The sequence below is a fragment of the Agromyces atrinae genome, assembly GCF_013407835.1.
Classification (GTDB): Bacteria; Actinomycetota; Actinomycetes; order Actinomycetales; family Microbacteriaceae; genus Agromyces; species Agromyces atrinae.
In genome coordinates this window covers 2059429-2074600 of sequence record NZ_JACCBI010000001.1, presented here as the reverse complement: position 1 = coordinate 2074600, position 15172 = coordinate 2059429, and the positions used below count along the sequence as shown (strand labels likewise).

The 15172-nt window shown below is 68.5% G+C and carries 17 protein-coding genes; 11 read left to right on the top strand and 6 right to left on the bottom strand.

Annotated features, from left to right (window positions below; translation table 11 throughout):
* Positions 1 to 23: 23 nt before the first annotated feature.
* A complete protein-coding gene (locus BJ972_RS09735; protein ID WP_129173439.1) occupies positions 24 to 608 on the top strand; it encodes a TetR family transcriptional regulator in 585 nt (194 codons plus the stop codon).
* On the opposite strand, the gene BJ972_RS09730 is transcribed toward BJ972_RS09735, so the two are convergent.
* Positions 609 to 1532, bottom strand: coding sequence for an aldose 1-epimerase family protein (locus tag BJ972_RS09730; RefSeq protein WP_129173441.1), 924 nt, complete (start codon positions 1530 to 1532; stop codon positions 609 to 611). It lies immediately after the preceding gene.
* 123 nt (positions 1533 to 1655) lie between these two features.
* On the opposite strand from BJ972_RS09730, the gene BJ972_RS09725 reads away from it, so the two are divergent.
* Together BJ972_RS09725 and BJ972_RS09720 are read left to right on the top strand one after the other, a co-directional pair.
* A complete protein-coding gene (locus tag BJ972_RS09725) occupies positions 1656 to 2894 on the top strand; it encodes a hypothetical protein (protein ID WP_129173443.1) in 1239 nt (412 codons plus the stop codon).
* A 9-nt stretch (positions 2895 to 2903) separates the two neighbouring features.
* Entirely contained in the window at positions 2904 to 3203 is a 300-nt protein-coding gene (locus BJ972_RS09720; RefSeq protein ID WP_129173445.1) for a GNAT family N-acetyltransferase, read from the top strand.
* A gap of 378 nt (positions 3204 to 3581) precedes the next feature.
* Here BJ972_RS09720 and BJ972_RS09715 read toward each other — a convergent pair whose 3' ends face one another.
* Positions 3582 to 4022, bottom strand: a complete 441-nt coding sequence (locus BJ972_RS09715) for a MarR family winged helix-turn-helix transcriptional regulator (RefSeq protein WP_241830751.1) — start codon at positions 4020 to 4022, stop codon at positions 3582 to 3584.
* Positions 4023 to 4420: 398 nt separating this feature from the next.
* Here BJ972_RS09715 and BJ972_RS09710 point away from each other — a divergent pair, with 398 nt between their 5' ends.
* The 5 genes from BJ972_RS09710 to BJ972_RS09690 all read left to right on the top strand — a co-directional run bounded on the left by BJ972_RS09710 (position 4421) and on the right by BJ972_RS09690 (position 9978).
* Positions 4421 to 4843, top strand: a complete 423-nt coding sequence (locus tag BJ972_RS09710) for a Fur family transcriptional regulator (protein WP_129173446.1) — start codon at positions 4421 to 4423, stop codon at positions 4841 to 4843.
* 51 nt (positions 4844 to 4894) lie between these two features.
* On the top strand, positions 4895 to 6379 hold the full coding sequence (locus tag BJ972_RS09705; RefSeq protein WP_129173448.1) for a catalase: 1485 nt from the start codon (positions 4895 to 4897) through the stop codon (positions 6377 to 6379).
* A 133-nt stretch (positions 6380 to 6512) separates the two neighbouring features.
* Positions 6513 to 7103 (top strand): RNA polymerase sigma factor, encoded by a 591-nt coding sequence (locus BJ972_RS09700; RefSeq protein WP_241830752.1) that lies wholly within the window; start codon positions 6513 to 6515, stop codon positions 7101 to 7103.
* Positions 7104 to 7233: 130 nt separating this feature from the next.
* Positions 7234 to 8595 (top strand): hypothetical protein, encoded by a 1362-nt coding sequence (locus BJ972_RS09695; protein ID WP_129173450.1) that lies wholly within the window; start codon positions 7234 to 7236, stop codon positions 8593 to 8595.
* 42 nt (positions 8596 to 8637) lie between these two features.
* Complete coding sequence (locus BJ972_RS09690) at positions 8638 to 9978, top strand: hypothetical protein (RefSeq protein ID WP_129173451.1); 1341 nt, start codon at positions 8638 to 8640, stop codon at positions 9976 to 9978.
* A gap of 80 nt (positions 9979 to 10058) precedes the next feature.
* On the opposite strand, the gene BJ972_RS09685 is transcribed toward BJ972_RS09690, so the two are convergent.
* Together BJ972_RS09685 and upp are read right to left on the bottom strand one after the other, a co-directional pair.
* Positions 10059 to 10772: a winged helix-turn-helix domain-containing protein gene (locus BJ972_RS09685; RefSeq protein ID WP_129173453.1), complete on the bottom strand. Its 714-nt coding sequence runs from the start codon at positions 10770 to 10772 to the stop codon at positions 10059 to 10061.
* Between the two features lie 504 nt (positions 10773 to 11276).
* Positions 11277 to 11909 carry a uracil phosphoribosyltransferase gene (gene upp / locus BJ972_RS09680; RefSeq protein ID WP_129173455.1) on the bottom strand — a complete coding sequence of 211 codons (633 nt, stop codon included), beginning with the start codon at positions 11907 to 11909 and terminating at the stop codon, positions 11277 to 11279.
* Between the two features lie 94 nt (positions 11910 to 12003).
* Between upp and tadA the strand changes: the two genes are divergently transcribed.
* A complete protein-coding gene (gene tadA, locus BJ972_RS09675) occupies positions 12004 to 12438 on the top strand; it encodes a tRNA adenosine(34) deaminase TadA (RefSeq protein ID WP_129173457.1) in 435 nt (144 codons plus the stop codon).
* A gap of 60 nt (positions 12439 to 12498) precedes the next feature.
* Complete coding sequence (locus BJ972_RS09670; protein ID WP_129173459.1) at positions 12499 to 12966, top strand: cupin domain-containing protein; 468 nt, start codon at positions 12499 to 12501, stop codon at positions 12964 to 12966.
* On the opposite strand, the gene BJ972_RS09665 is transcribed toward BJ972_RS09670, so the two are convergent.
* Positions 12963 to 13925 (bottom strand): cation diffusion facilitator family transporter, encoded by a 963-nt coding sequence (locus tag BJ972_RS09665; RefSeq protein WP_129173461.1) that lies wholly within the window; start codon positions 13923 to 13925, stop codon positions 12963 to 12965. The two genes, BJ972_RS09670 and BJ972_RS09665, sit on opposite strands and share 4 nt — an antisense overlap.
* A 22-nt stretch (positions 13926 to 13947) precedes the next feature.
* Here BJ972_RS09665 and proC point away from each other — a divergent pair, with 22 nt between their 5' ends.
* Positions 13948 to 14802: a pyrroline-5-carboxylate reductase gene (gene proC / locus BJ972_RS09660; RefSeq protein WP_129173463.1), complete on the top strand. Its 855-nt coding sequence runs from the start codon at positions 13948 to 13950 to the stop codon at positions 14800 to 14802.
* Between the two features lie 29 nt (positions 14803 to 14831).
* On the opposite strand, the gene BJ972_RS09655 is transcribed toward proC, so the two are convergent.
* Positions 14832 to 15002, bottom strand: coding sequence for a CsbD family protein (locus tag BJ972_RS09655; RefSeq protein ID WP_129173465.1), 171 nt, complete (start codon positions 15000 to 15002; stop codon positions 14832 to 14834).
* Positions 15003 to 15172 lie beyond the last annotated feature (170 nt).

The following is a 15172-nucleotide window of genomic DNA, read 5'->3' as shown; positions in this document are numbered from 1 at the left end:
CATGATACCGATACGATGGGCTCATGACGACACGACACAGTCGCGATGACGTCGTCGCGACGGCGCTCGACCTCCTCGACGAGCACGGACTTGCCGACCTCACGATGCGTCGCCTCGCGGCCGCGCTCGACGTGCAGGCGAGCGCGCTCTACTGGCACGTGCCGAACAAGCAGTCGCTGCTCGCGCTCGTCGCCGACCGCATCCTCGAGCGGGCGCGACCCGTCGAGCACGACCTCGACTGGCCGGAACGGGTGCGCGCCGAGTCCGGGGCTCTCCGTGATGCCCTCCTCGCCTACCGCGACGGGGCCGAGGTCGTCTCGAGCACGATCGCGCTCGGCCTCGGAGCGTCGGCGGCCTGGGTCCGACTGCTCGAGGCGACCGCGACGAGCGACGCGACCGTCGACGAACGCGAGCTCGCTGCATCGGTGCTGCTCGAGTTCATCGTGGGTCACGTCTTCCGCGAGCAGCAGCAGTCGCACGCCGACGCTCTCGGTGCGGCGGCACCCGATCGCGCGCTCGACCGAGACCCCGACGGAGGCCGTGTCTTCAGTTTCGGCGTCGACCTCATCGTCGACGGCTTCCGCGCGCGCGTCGGCGCTCGCGCCTGATCAGATCGCGCTGATCGTCCACTCTGCCGACGACTGTGCGCCCGGCTCGATGACGATCAGGTCGGTGCCCGAATTGAAGGCGTCGGGCGGGCACGTCATCGGCTCGACGGCGAGTCCGAGACGATCGAACTCGGGATCGGGCTGGTCGGCCGTGTGGATCTGCACCCAGGGCAGTTCACTGCCCCACGTCATCGACACACCCGTACCGGCATCCGTCACGACGCGCACCGTGGCGACGCCGTCGGCGTCCCGCGAGAGCCCCGTGAAGGCGTGGTCGATGAAGGTCGACTCGATCACGCGCGGGGCGCGGAAGTCGAAGACGCCGTCGCCCGAGACGGCGACGTCGGCGAGGCCGGTGGGCAGCAGGCGGTCATCCGTCACCTCGAGCACCTCGGCGGCGGGCAGCTCGAGGCTCCAGTCGCTCACCCGTCCGGGGCCGGCGACCAGGTAGGGGTGCGGCCCCGTGCCGTACGGAGCGGGGCGCGACCCCGTGTTCGTCGCGGTCACGCGCTGGTGGAGACCCGAGTCGTCGAGCCAGAAGTCGACGTCGATGAGCAGGCGGAACGGGAACCCGCTCCGGGCCTCGATCGTCGCCGACAACCGAACGGATGACGCGGTCTGCTGCGACACCGCGAAGTCGAGCCAGGCGCCGAAGCCGTGCAGCGCATTGCCGCGGCCGGGCTCCGACAGGTCGACCTGGAACTCCTCGCCGTCGAACGTGTAGCGGCCGTCGGCGATGCGGTTCGGCCACGGCACGAGCGTCGCTCCACGGAACGCGGGGCGCACCTCGTCGGCGTCGAAGGGTACGACGAGATCGCGACCCTCGAAGCGCAGGGAGCGGAGGCTCGCGCCGATGCTCGCGAGGGAAGCGGTGTACCCGCCGTGTTCGAGGTCGACGGTCTGGCCGCTCAGGGGAATGCTCATCCGACCATCTTCCCCTGTCGAAGCCGATGACCCTGGGATTGGCGGTACCCGACGAGCGTCGGAAATGAGACGATAGTCCAGAAGTATGCGCCTCCTTTTCTCCTCCTCGTCGAATGATCGAAGATGTCTCTCCCTCTGTCGGGCGGCATCGGTGTCACACGTGACCCCGTCAATCCCGCCCTCACGCACGGCTCGGTGTTCCGTCGCGCCGTGACATTGGCGGTCGCACTCGGCTTCGGCATCTCTCTCATCGGCCTCTCGCAGACGGTCATCGACGGCCCGTTCGCGCTTCTCGTCGCCGTCATCGGCTCGATCGTCGTGGCCGTCACCGGCACGGCGATCTCGTTCAGCCGCTCCTCCCTCGACTGGCTCGTGCACCGCGGCCTGCCCCAGCTCATCGTGAGCCCCCGGTCGCTCGCCTTCTTCAACGGATTGCTGTGGGCCGTGCTCGCGGCCGCCATCGTCTTCGGAGCCCGCGGCGCGTTCGTCGACGTGCCCGTGCCCGCCGTCATGCTCGCCCTCGTCGCCGGGGTCGCGCTCGGCGTGGGAACGATGCACCTGCACCGCGTCGCCCACGAACACGACGCCTACCGCACATTCAACCTCGTCGCGATGCTCCTCGCCTGCGGCTCGCTCGCCTCGATCGCCTTCACGAGCGACACGGCCTGGTACGCCGACGGCTTCAGTCAGCTCGGCACGGCGGGCGGATGGTCGGCCATCCCGTTCAACGCCGCCGTGACCGGCGCGGGCGTCGGCGTCATCCTCCTCAGCGGATCGTTCACGCGCATCCTCCGTACGGCGACGTTCCGCGCGCGCCGCGGAGGAGTCGCCACGCTCCGCGTCCTCATCGCCCTCATCGGCGTCTCTCTCATGGGTGTGGGAGCCTTCCCGGTCGACGCCGTCCCGATCGCGCACAACCTCTCGGCGTGCTCGGCCGCTCTCGCCTTCGCCGCAGCGGCCGTCATGATCCGCTTCCTCGTTCCCGGCCTTCCGCGCAGCATGGTCGCCCTGTCGGGAGCGTTCCTCGCGGCCGAGGTCGTCGCCGGCGTGCTCTACCAGGGCATGGGGATCCTGAGTCTCACGATCTTCGAGGTCGTCGCCTTCACGCTCGTCTTCGCGTGGCTCATCGCTCTCGTCGCCACGACGGCCGGTGTCGCGTCGCCCGTGATCGTTCCCGTCTCCGAACTCATCGCACCCGAGCGCCTCGAGTGGGCGCGACGTCCCGCCGCACGCATCGCGAGCGGCGACAGCGTGTGCGTTCCCGAGCGTCGCGTCGGCGTTCACACCGTCATCCGCCCGCCCAACCGCGTGCACATGCGGGTGCGCGCGTCGGCGGCACCCCCGCTCACGCTCGCGGCGTAGGGTCGGCGCATGAGCGAATCGACCGTCACCCTCAATCCGTCCGCTGCGCAGTACGAGATCCATGTCGACGGGGTCCTCGCCGGCATCGCCCGCATCCGCGAGAGCGACGACGAGGTCGTCTTCACGCACACCGAGGTGTTCGATGAGTTCGGCGGGCAGGGGCTCGCCCACGTGCTCGCGGCCGAGGCCCTCGCCGACGTCGCCCGGCGCGGCAAGACCGTCGTGCCGATCTGCCCGTTCATCGCGTCGTACCTCACGAAGCACCCCGAGGCGGCTCCCTCCGTGCGCTGGCCGAACGCCGCAGGCTGAGTCCCTCCTTCAGGGCACTTCACGGCGCGGTGTATCCCGTGTAGCCTGACGAGGCCGGGGAATCACCCGCCCCGACGCTTACCCGAAATCGTCGATCCTGCCGAATCCCCCCTCGGCGGTCGACGCCGTTGCCAACCCGAAAGGCAGAACGGCATGGAGCCCGAACTCCAGTCCTTCAGCGAACCCCTGCGGCGCCTCAGTGGCCGCGGGGTTACTCGTGTTCTTCCTCCCGCCGGAGCGGCCACGGTTTCCATACTCACCGGGCAATGTTCGGGTCGCTCGGTAGAGAGGGCTCCTGCGGGAGTACCGCGGCGGAGCGGGAGGTAGGGCTCTCGCTCCGCCGTCCCTCCACGGGACGGCGGGGTTCGCCGCGCGCCTCTACTCCGGGTCGACGGCGAGCCGCAGCTTGTCGCACAGCGCCGTGAGCGTCTCGAGCTCGTCGGTGTCGAGCGCCGCCATCTGACGGTTGATGCCGCCCATGTGCGCGACGGCGACGGCGCGGTAGACCTCGAAGCCGTGCGGCGTCATGCTGACGATCGTGCCGCGCCCGTCGGCGGGGTCGTCGCTCTTCTCGAGCAGACCGCGCGAGACGAGGCGGTCGACCATGCGGCTGACGCTCGGCTGCGTGAGCAGTACATGGCGGTTGAGGTCCTTGAGGCGGAGCCGGCGACCGGGCTCACGCGAGATGTTGAAGAGCACGTCGTACTCGTTGAGCGACATCGTGTCGGAGGGGAACTCGCTTCCGAGGGCTCGCATGACCGTGACCTGCGCCCGGAAGAGCGCTTCCCATGCCGCGACACTCAGTGCTCGATCAGTCACCGTCGTTCTCCTCTTCCCCCGTGTTCGACCAGAATACGGAAGATCGACGCGTCTTCTGAGCGGGGGCGAGGTGTGTGCGAGGGGCGCCCGTGCGTTAAACGGTCGAAGGCCGGTCGTAGAGGCTGACGACCGGCCTTCGCCCTTGCACCAAGAGTGTCCTGCAATCACATTCCGTACCAACCGCCACAGCAAACAGTTGGTACATAAGGAATATATAACGAAGAGATAACGAGCGCTAGTTACCAATCCGTTATTTTTCTGACGAGTTTCTGAGAGCGTGCATCACCCCCGTTCTCGGGGCAGGAGAAACCCCAGGATGACGCGGAAAAACCCTGTATTCACGCGGAAGTCGAGTAGTATTCATTTGAATTACTCAAAATAACTCGTAGGGTGGGATCATGCAGGCAGAACTCGAAGCGCAGCTGCGCGGCACCGGACTGCGGGTCACCGCGGGCCGTATCGCCGTGCTCGATGCGCTCGACACCCTGCCGCACACGGACGCCGAGAGGCTGTTCCGAATCGTGTCTCACTCGGTGCCGACGACGTCGGTGCAATCGATGCACAACATCCTCAGCGACTTGACGGCGGCCGGACTCGTCCGCCGCATCGAGCCCGCGGGGTCGGCGGCTCTCTACGAGCGCCGCATCGGCGACAACCACCACCACGTGGTGTGCTCCCGGTGCGGGGCCGTCGCCGATGTCGACTGTGCCGTCGGCGAGGCGCCCTGCCTCACGCCGTCGACGACGAGCGGGTTCGCGATTCAGACGGCCGAGGTCACTTTCTGGGGCATCTGCCCGGATTGCCAGACCGTCTCGGTGTGACCCATCGGGCCGCGACCCCCGTCACGGACCGATCCACGCCGAAGGAGCACGATGACCACGCCTCACACGAACACCCCTCCCACGACGACCCCTGCGACGACGACGCAGTCCGGTGCGCCCGTCGCGAGCGACGAGCACTCCCTCACGGTCGGCGCCGACGGCGCCACCGCGCTTCACGACCGCTACCTCGTCGAGAAGCTCGCGCAGTTCAACCGCGAGCGCATCCCCGAGCGCGTCGTGCACGCCAAGGGCGGCGGCGCATTCGGAACGTTCCGCGCCACCGCGGACGTCTCCGCGTACACGCGTGCGGCCGTCTTCCAGCCCGGTGCCGAGACCGAGACGCTGCTGCGCTTCTCGAGCGTCGCCGGTGAGCAGGGCTCGCCCGACACATGGCGCGACCCGCGCGGCTTCGCGCTCAAGTTCTACACGACCGAGGGCAACTACGACCTCGTCGGCAACAACACGCCCGTCTTCTTCATCCGCGACGGCATCAAGTTCCCCGACTTCATCCACTCGCAGAAGCGCCTCCCGGGCTCCGGCCTCCGCGACGCCGACATGCAGTGGGACTTCTGGACCCTCTCGCCCGAGTCGGCCCACCAGGTGACGTGGCTCATGGGCGACCGCGGCCTGCCGAAGTCGTGGCGCCACATGCAGGGCTACGGATCGCACACCTACCAGTGGATCAACGCCGAGGGCGAGCGTTTCTGGGTCAAGTACCACTTCGCGTCCCGCCAGGGCGTCGAGCGACTGGATGCCGCGGACGCCGAGCGCATCGCGGGCTCCGACGCCGACATGCACCGCCGCGACCTGCACGACGCGATCGAGCGCGGCGACTTCCCGACCTGGGACGTCTCGGTGCAGATCATGCCGTACGCCGAGGCGAAGGACTACCGCTTCAACCCGTTCGACCTCACCAAGGTGTGGCCGAAGGCCGACTACCCGCGTATCCCGCTCGGTGTGCTGACCCTCGACAAGAACCCCGAGAACTTCTTCGCGCAGATCGAACAGGCGACGTTCTCGCCGTCGAACACGGTTCCCGGCATCGACCTGAGCCCCGACAAGATGCTCATGGCCCGCGTCTTCTCGTACCCCGACGCGCACCGCTACCGCGTCGGCACGAACCACGCCGACCTGCCCGTGAACGCCCCGCACGCCGCACCTCGCAACGACTACACGCGTGACGGTTCGGCCCGGTACTCGTTCCCGCCGGCATCCGCCCCGAACTACGCGCCCAACTCGTTCGGCGGCCCCGCGGCCGACCCGGCCGCGGCGGGAGCCGGATCGTGGCAGAACGACGGCGAGCTCGTGCGCGTCGCGGCGACGCTGCACGCCGAGGACGACGACTTCGGTCAGGCCGGAACGCTCTACCGCGACGTCTACGACGAGGGCGAGAAGGCGCGCTTCACCGACACCCTCGTCGGCCAGGGCGAGTCGATCACGATCGACGAGATCCGCGAGCGGTTCTTCATCTACTGGACGAACGTCGACGCCGGCCTCGGCGCCACGCTCCGTGCGCGGGTGAACGCCGCGAGCTGAGTCTCGTGAGCTGAACGGCCCGGTGCCGGTGTGCATGCGCACCGCCGCCGGGCCGTTTCTGTGTGCCTCGAAACTTTCTGTGCGAGCCGTGCAAGACTCGCGACGGGTGCGACATAGACAGGGTGTGAGGATCGTGAGCACCGCAGCAGACACCGACGTGACCGAAGGGGTGGCGATGCCCGAGCCCGCCGACGCGACCGAGCCCGAGAACGCGACTGCCGCGCCGGCCACCGCGGAGGAGGTCGCGTGGTTCACCGCCGCGGTCCGTGAGCACTCGACCGCGCTCGTGCGCTACTTCGCCCGTCGCGGCCCGCGTCAGGACGCCGACGACCTCGCCGCCGAGGTCTTCGCGACGGCCTGGCGTCGACGTGCCGACGTGCCGCGTGAGGCCGTGCTCCCGTGGCTCTATCGCACGGCCGGCTTCACGCTCGCCAACCATCGCCGAAAGACCGTCGACCTCCCCGTCGACGAGGTGCCCGAGAAGGGCGCCGTGCGCGTCTCGGACGATCCCGAACTGAGCGCCCTCTTCGACGCCGAGCTGCGCGGTGCACTCGAGAGCGTGGGGGAGCGCGACCGCCAGATCCTGCTCCTGCACGCGTGGGAGGGCCTCGACGGGGAGGGCCTCGCCCACGTGCTCGGCATCTCCCGATCCGGCGCGGATGCGGCACTCTCGCGTGCACGCAAGCGCCTCCGCGAGGCGTGGGGCGAGCGCCTGTCGTTCTGACGGATGACGCCCTGAGCGTCTCGCTCGGTGCAAGTTTCCCGCCGGCCCGCACACATACAGAACAGAACAGCACTCTGCTCCGTGAGAGAAGATCACGGCGAGCAGCCCGAGAACAGCAAGGGTGATCGACATGAACGATGACAACGACCTCGACCCGGTAGCGCGTCTCCGCGCCGCCGACCCCGCCGCCGACGTGGAGCCGCGCGCCGGCTTCGCCGACGACGTCATCGCGCAGGCCACGGCCGAAGCAGCGGATGACACGGCTGGCGTCGCGGCTGCGGGCGCGACCGTCACGGACCTCGGTGCCGAACGCGCACGCCGTCGCCCGCGCTGGCTGCCGATCGCCGCCGTCGCCGCATCGATCGCGATCGTCGGTGGACTCGGCTACGGCGTCGGCGCCTCGACCGGTGGCACGACCGACCTCGCCGGTGGCGCGGGTGACCGCTCCGGAGCTGCTTCCGCGCCCATCACACTGCAGCCCGCAACGGGGGGCGGACCCGAGTCGGGGGCCGCGTCGCAGCTGTATGACAGTCGCCTCGCCATGCCCCAGGCGGCGGTTGGCTACCCCGACGTTCTCCTGCCGTGGGGTTCCGGCAGAACGGCGTTCACCGGCTCGGGCTTCTCTGACTCCGATGGTAAGGCGCTCGCCTTCGCATACGATTCGCGATCTGTGTCGAACGTCGAGACCATCGCCGCACTTGCAGCAGCATTCGGGGTCGAGGGTACGCCTGAGTTGATCGACGGCTCCTGGATCGTCGGACCTGTGGACGGTTCGGCCCCCCAGCTGTCGGTGAGCCTCTTCGACGGAACGGTGAGCTTTGGGTACTCCGATCTGGCCATCAACCCCGGTAAGTGCGGCGACGAAGCCGGCGTTGGTGTGCCGTGCGAGCCCGTCGGGCCGATTCCCGATGAGGACGCCGCGATCGATGCGCTTCGAAAAGTGATTGCCGATACCGGGCGCGACGCGTCGACTTTCGAGTTCACGTCGGAGACCTACGAGGGCGCTGTAACGCGCAGCGCGCAGGCGTGGCCCGTCGTCAATGGTCAACGACTCGCGCAGCCGTGGAACCTCGAACTGAGTGACGCCGGCATCGTCGGCGTCTCCGGATCACTTGCCCCCCTCGTCGAACTCGGAGACCTGCCCATCATCAGCGAGCAGGCAGCATTCGAGCGGCTCTCCGACCCGCGCTTCTCGGCGATCATGACGCCGTCCGCGGAGTCTCTCCGTGAGCAGTCCGCCGGTATGCAGACGATCGAGTGGGTTCCTCCGACCGAGGCCCCGGCGACGCCGACCTCGGACGTGAACATTTCATGGCCCGTGACGTCGGTTGATCTCGAGAGTGTACGTCTCGGCCTCACGACTCAGTGGCAGCCCGACGGCAGCGTCATCGTCATTCCTGCCTACGAGTTCACCGATGGCGCGGGCAGCACGTGGTCGATCATCGCTGTGGCCGACTCGAGGATCGACTTCTCGCCACTTCCCCGTGCCTGATACTGAGCTTTTCACGGCCTGAGAACAGAAAGGGTGATCGACATGAACGATGACAACGACCCCGACCCGGTAGCGCGCCTCAGCGCAGCCGACCCCGCTGCCGACGTCGAGCCGCGCAGCGGCTTCGCCAACGACGTCATCGCGCAGGCCACGGCCGAAGCGCTCGCTGGCCCGGCGGATGACATCGCGCCCGCAACTGATCTCGGCGCCGAGCGCGCTCGTCGTCGCCCGCGCTGGTTGCCGGTCGCTGCGGTCGCTGCGTCGATCGCGATCGTCGGCGGACTCGGCTACGGCATCGGCGCCTCGACGGGCGGATCGACCGACCTCGCCGACGGAGCTGCGCCCCCGATCTCGCTGCAGCCCGCCACGAGCGATCGGGTGGGCCCAAGTGGCGGAGTCGAGATGGGAGCTGCAACGCCGGGTATGCGCGTCGGCGGGTTCGCAGCCCCCGAGTCGACGGGCTCCATGGCTGACCGCACGATCGGGTGGGGCTTCGGCCGCAACAGCTTCAGCGCGTCGGGCCTGTCGACCTCCGACGGTTCGGCTCTCGCCTACACCTACGACCCCCGCTCGGTCTCCAACGCCGAGACCGTCGCCGCCCTCGCCGCGGCCCTCGGCGTCGAAGGCACGCCCGAACTGAAGGACGGCTCCTGGCTCGTCGGACCCCAAGACGGATCGGCTCCCCAACTCGGTGTGAGCCTCGACGGCACCCTGAGCTTCTGGTACTCCGACCCGCGGATCAACCCGTGGCAGTGCGTCGAGGGCACGGATGTCGCCGAGCCCTGCCAGCCCGTCGGCACCCTTCCCTCGGAGGACGCCGCGATCGACGCTCTTCGCTCGATCATCACGGCGAGCGGCCGTGATGCGTCGACCTTCGAGTTCACGTCGGAGACCTTCGAGGGTGCCGTCACGCGCTCGGCGCAGGCGTTCCCCGTCGTCGACGGTCAGCGACTCGACCAGTCGTGGTACCTCGAACTGAGCGATGCCGGCATCGTCAGCACCTCCGGAACGCTCGCGCCGATCGTCGAACTCGGCGAGTACTCGATCGTGAGCGAGCAGGAGGCGTTCGAGCGTCTCTCCGACCCGCGCTTCGGTGCACAGATGACGGCCATGCCCTTCGCGCTCCGCGAGCAGCCGGTCGACGGCACGGTGACCGAGTGGGTTCCGCCGACCGAGCCGCCGGCGACGCCGACCTCGGGCGTCTCGCTCTCGTGGCCGGTGAACGACGTCGAGATCGTCAGCGCCCGTCTCGGGCTCACGAGCCAGTGGCAGCCCGACGGAAGTGTGCTCGTCGTTCCCGCCTACGAGTTCACCGATGCCGACGGCGGCACCTGGTCGGTCATCGCTGTCGCCGACTCAGCGCTCGATTTCGCGACCGAGTAGCCGCGGACCACCCCTCACGCAGAAGCCCCGCCTCACCGGAATCCGGATGGAGGCGGGGCTTCTCGCGGTGACGCAGCGTCTTAGAAGACGTCCGGGCTCGGGGTCGATGCCTGGCGGATCGAGACGTCGGCGTGACGGTCGAAGCGGTAGCCGACGCCGCGCACCGTGCGCACGATGTCTTCGTAGTGGCCGAGCTTCGAACGCAGGCGACGGATGTGCACGTCGATGGTGCGCTCGCTCGGAACCTCGTCGTCGCCCTCGCCCCACAGGCCCGAGATGAGCTCGGCGCGGTCGATCGTGCGGCCCTCGCGCAGCACGAGGTACTGCAGCAGCTCGAACTCTTTGTAGGTGAGGCCCGCCGAGTCGCCGTCGAGCAGCACACGCTTGCGGGAGATGTCGATGATGACCCCGGCGGGGTGACGGTCGATGTCGCTGTCCTCCTCGACATCGCGGTGCTTGGCGAGAGCCGCCGGGTCCTGCAGGGCGAGGCGCACGACGTCGACGTCGCGGCCGCCCGCACCCTCGGGAGCGAGGGCGACGGCGGCGTAGGTCTCGGCGCTCGGGGCGATCTCGCCCGTGAGCTGGCGGAGCGCCTCGACGATGCGGTGCAGGCTCGTGCCGGCGGCAGCGGCCTTCGCCTCGTCGATTCCGACGTAGAGAACGAAGCCGCGAGCCTCGGTTCCCTCGGGCACGGCGCGGATGCGCGGTGCCGTGGGAGCGGCGGCGACGGGGCGGGGCGTGAGCGAGAGCTCGGCGCGAGGGGCGGGACGGGTGGGGAGCTGTGCGAGCGACATGATGAATCCTTCAGGGATGACGATGCGAGTCACCGGCGGACGACGGAAGGTCCGGAAACCGGTGGAAGAGATGTGGCCGGGCTGGCCGGTACGGGCTCGACGTGGATGTCGGCCGGGAGTCATGGCTCAATGCGCGGATCGCGCACGCCTACTCGACGGAGAGGTTCGAGTTAGCTGCACATTCGACAACACGCGGCAGCTCCACCGGGCATCATCATGCCGGTTGTCCTGAAGGCCTCGGGGGCGGTCAGGGAGCGCGTGTTCTCGGTCATGGGGTTAGTAAATCCGATGCCGTGAAGGTGTGTCAATTCATGACGCCACGATGACGCACTGTGACGGCGCACCATGTGCGACCCCCCGACCCGCCCTGATCGGGTCCACCCGGGATGATCACGATTTCTGCAGAACCTGCGAAATAGGCATCCGGAAAAAAATCTTCCGCGATCGAATCGTCGAAATCGGCGATTCAAGCGAAGAATCTTCGCCCTATACCGTCTGGCGCGCTCAGACCGTGCCGTAGAGGCGGTCGCCCGCGTCGCCGAGACCCGGCACGATGAAGCCGTGCTCGTTGAGGCGCTCGTCGACCGCTCCGAGCACGATCGTCACCTCGCGTCCGTGCAGCGCCTTCTCGACGGCCTCGAGGCCCTCGGGCGTCGCGAGGATGCAGACGGCAGTGACATCCGTCGCCCCGCGGTCGAGCAGGTAGTTGATCGCCGCGATGAGCGAGCCGCCCGTGGCGAGCATGGGGTCGAGCACGAAGCACTGGCGATCGGAGAGGTCGTCGGGCAGCCGCTCGGCGTAGGTCGTCGGCTCGAGCGTCTCTTCGTTGCGTGCCATGCCGAGGAAGCCGACCTCGGCGGTCGGGACGAGCTTCACCATTCCCTCGAGCATGCCGAGGCCCGCGCGCAGGATCGGAACGATGAGCGGCTTCGGGTCGGCGATGCGCACTCCCGTGGTCACGGCGACGGGGGTGCGGATCTCGAGGGGCTCGACGCGCACGTTGCGCGTGCCCTCGTAGGCGAGGAGCGTCATGAGCTCTTCGACGAGCTGACGGAAGATCGGAGACGGAGTGTTCTCGTCGCGGAGCACCGTGAGCTTGTGGGTGACGAGCGGGTGGTCGGCTACGTGTACTCGCATAGGCTCGAGTCTACGGTTCGGCGGCCCCGTGCCGATACGAGAAGCCCGTACCGATACGAGGAGGGAGGGCGAGATGCACTCTCGGCTCGCCCTCATGGCCGAAGCTATCGACGAGGCCCGGCTGGCTCTCGAGACCGGCGACGTTCCCGTGGGTGCGATCGTGACGGATGCCGCGGGCACGGTCATCGCACAGGCCCACAACGAACGCGAGGCGCAGGACGATCCGACGGCGCATGCCGAGGTGCTCGCGATCCGCCGCGCGGCCGAGGCGACAGGCGACTGGCACCTCACCGGATGCACTCTCATCGTCACCCTCGAACCCTGCGTCATGTGCGCCGGTGCCATCCTCGCCGCGCGCGTTCCCGTCGTCGTCTTCGGTGCGTGGGACGACAAGGCCGGAGCCGCGGGCTCGGTCTTCGACCTCCTGCGCGACCGCCGGCTCAACCATCGCGCCGAGGTCATCGGCGGTGTCGCCGAAGCGGAGTGCGCCGCGCTCCTCACCGATTTCTTCGAGGCCCGCCGGCCCTAGTCCCAACGGCCGATCTGCACGTCGAGTCCGATTCGCACTCAGAGACACGAGGAGCACCGCATGACCGACTACGAAGTGACCGACATCGGCGCGCTCGACGCGTGGCGCGACCACCACGGCGGGTTCGATCCCGCGCGCGCCCGTGACGGCCGTCGCGTCGTCGACCACGAACTGACGATGGACTACATCGGGATGACGGCCAACGCGCTCGAGCCGGGCGAGGAGGCGGGCTACTGGCATGCGCACTCGCGCGTCGAAGAGCTCTACGTCTTCCTCGGCGGTCACGGCCAGATGGGCCTCGACGACGATGTCGTCGACGTGCGCGCAGGAAGTGTCGTGCGGGTCGGCACCGGGGTGTGGCGCACGTGGAGGGCGATCCCGGCGAGCTCGGACGTGCCGGGAAGCACCGAGCAACTGCGGTGGCTCTGCATCCGAGCGGGTGGCGAACGCCTCCCCGCCCTTCCGGATGACAGCCAGCGCGCTCCCGAACGCCCGATGCCGTGGAGCGACGCGCCCTCGGCCTCTTAGTCGAGACCCTTGATGACGATCGCGTCGGTCGGCGGCGCGACGATGTTGGGGTCGACGTAGACATCCGGCTCGATGTAGATGACGCGAGCGGCGGGAACAGCCGCGCGGATGCGCGACTCGATCGCGTTCGTCTCGGCGGCGACCTCGAGCAGACGGTCGTTCGCGGGCATGCCGAGCTTCGCGGCGACGAGCAGTTCATCGGGGCCGAGGTAGAGCGTCTTCATGTGGATGATGCGCTCGACCTCGGGGCCGTCCATGATCGCCTTCTCGATGAGGACGAGGTCGGAGTCGTTCGCTCCCTCGCCGACGAGGAGGCTCTTGGTCTCGATGCCGAGCACGATCGCGACGACGATGAGGAGCGTTCCGATGAAGAGCGTGCCGATGGCGTCGAAGATTCCGTCGCCTGTGATGACGGTCAGCCCGACACCGATGAAGGCGAAGACGAGACCGAGGAGGGCCGCGACGTCCTCGAGCAGCACGACCGGCAGTTCGGGCGCCTTCGCGCGACGGATGAACTGCACCCACGACTGACCCGCGCGCACCTGGTTCGATTCCTTGACCGCGGTGCGGAGCGAGAACGACTCGAGGATGATCGCGATCGTGAGAACGAGCAGCGGGAGCCACCACACGTCGAGCGGGTGGGGGTGCTGCAGCTTCTCGATGCCCTCGTAGATCGAGAAGACACCACCGACCGAGAACAGGATGATGGCGACGACGAAGGCGTAGACGTAGCGCTCGCGGCCGTAACCGAACGGGTGCTCCTTGTCGGCCTTCTTACGCGCCTTGCGCCCGCCGAGAAGGAGGAGGAGCTGATTGCCGGCGTCCGCGACGGAGTGCACGCCCTCGGCGAGCATCGACGACGAACCCGAGAAGAACCACGCGATGAACTTCGTGATCGCGATGCCCGTGTTCGCGAGGAAGGCCGCGATGATGGCTTTGTTTCCGCCGGAAGCACTCATGGGCCAATCCTAGGATGGTCGCATGTCTTCTGAGTCGGATGTCACACTTCCCTCGATCGCATTCCTCGGCACGGGCTCGATGGCCCGCGCCGTGCTCTCCGGGCTGCTCGTGCCGGGGGTCACCGTCGAGGGCGGCATCCGCACGACGAACCGCAGCGCCGAGAAGGCGACGGAGCTCGCCGACCTGCCCGGAGTCACCGCTCTCGCGACCGAGACCGACCCCGACGCGAACCTCCGCGCCGTCGCGGACGCCGGCATCGTCGTCGTCGCCGTGAAGCCCGCGATGGTGCCCGACCTGCTCCGCGAGATCGCCCCTGCACTCGCGCCGGGAACCCTCGTGCTGAGCGTCGCCGCCGGTGTGACCGTCGCGACCTTCGAGTCGCTCCTTCCCGAGAACGTCTCGGTCATCCGCACGATGCCGAACACCCCGGCCGTCGTGGGCCGTGCCGTCACCGGCATCTCGGCCGGCACGCGCTCCAGCGACGCCGATCTCGCGCTCGCGACCGCACTCTTCGAGACCGTGGGCGACGTCCTCGTCGTGCCGGAGTCGCAGCTCGACGCGCTCTCGACGATCTCGGGCTCGGGCCCCGCCTACGTCTTCTTCCTCATCGAACAGCTCGAGGCCGCCGCCGTCGCGAAGGGCTTCACGGCCGAAGAGGCGGCGACCATGGTGCGGGGTACGTTCCGCGGGGCGAGCGAACTGCTCGCGGCATCCGAGGGCGTCGACCCCGCCGAACTGCGGCGGCGCGTGACGAGCCCCAAGGGCACGACCGAGCGTGCGATCGCGGTGCTCGCCGACGCGGGCCTCGAGGAGACGTTCACCCGGGCGACCGACGCGGCGCTCGCACGCGCGAAAGAGCTCGCCGCAGGGAGCTGATCCGCGGCGAGCCCTGGTATCGCGCCTGCTTACTTGAAGGCGTCCTTAACGTTCTCGCCCGCCTTCTTGACCGAGGCCTTCGTCTGGTCGGCCTGGCCCTCGGCTTCGAGCTTCTCGTTGCCGGTGACCTTGCCCGCGGCCTCCTTGGCCTTGCCGGTGAGGTCTTCGGCTGCGTTCTTGATCTTGTCTTCCGCGCTCATGGTTCTCTCCTTCTCTCGGCGACGGCGGGGCGGGTGCTCCGCCGGTTCAACGGGGGGTGCTTTTCACGCTACGCGCCGAGTTTGTGCATAACGTGAAAGCCCCCGGTTCTTTGCCGGGTGGGTGTGCTTACATGAGTGAGACGGATGCCGCGGCGCATTCGTCACGGAAT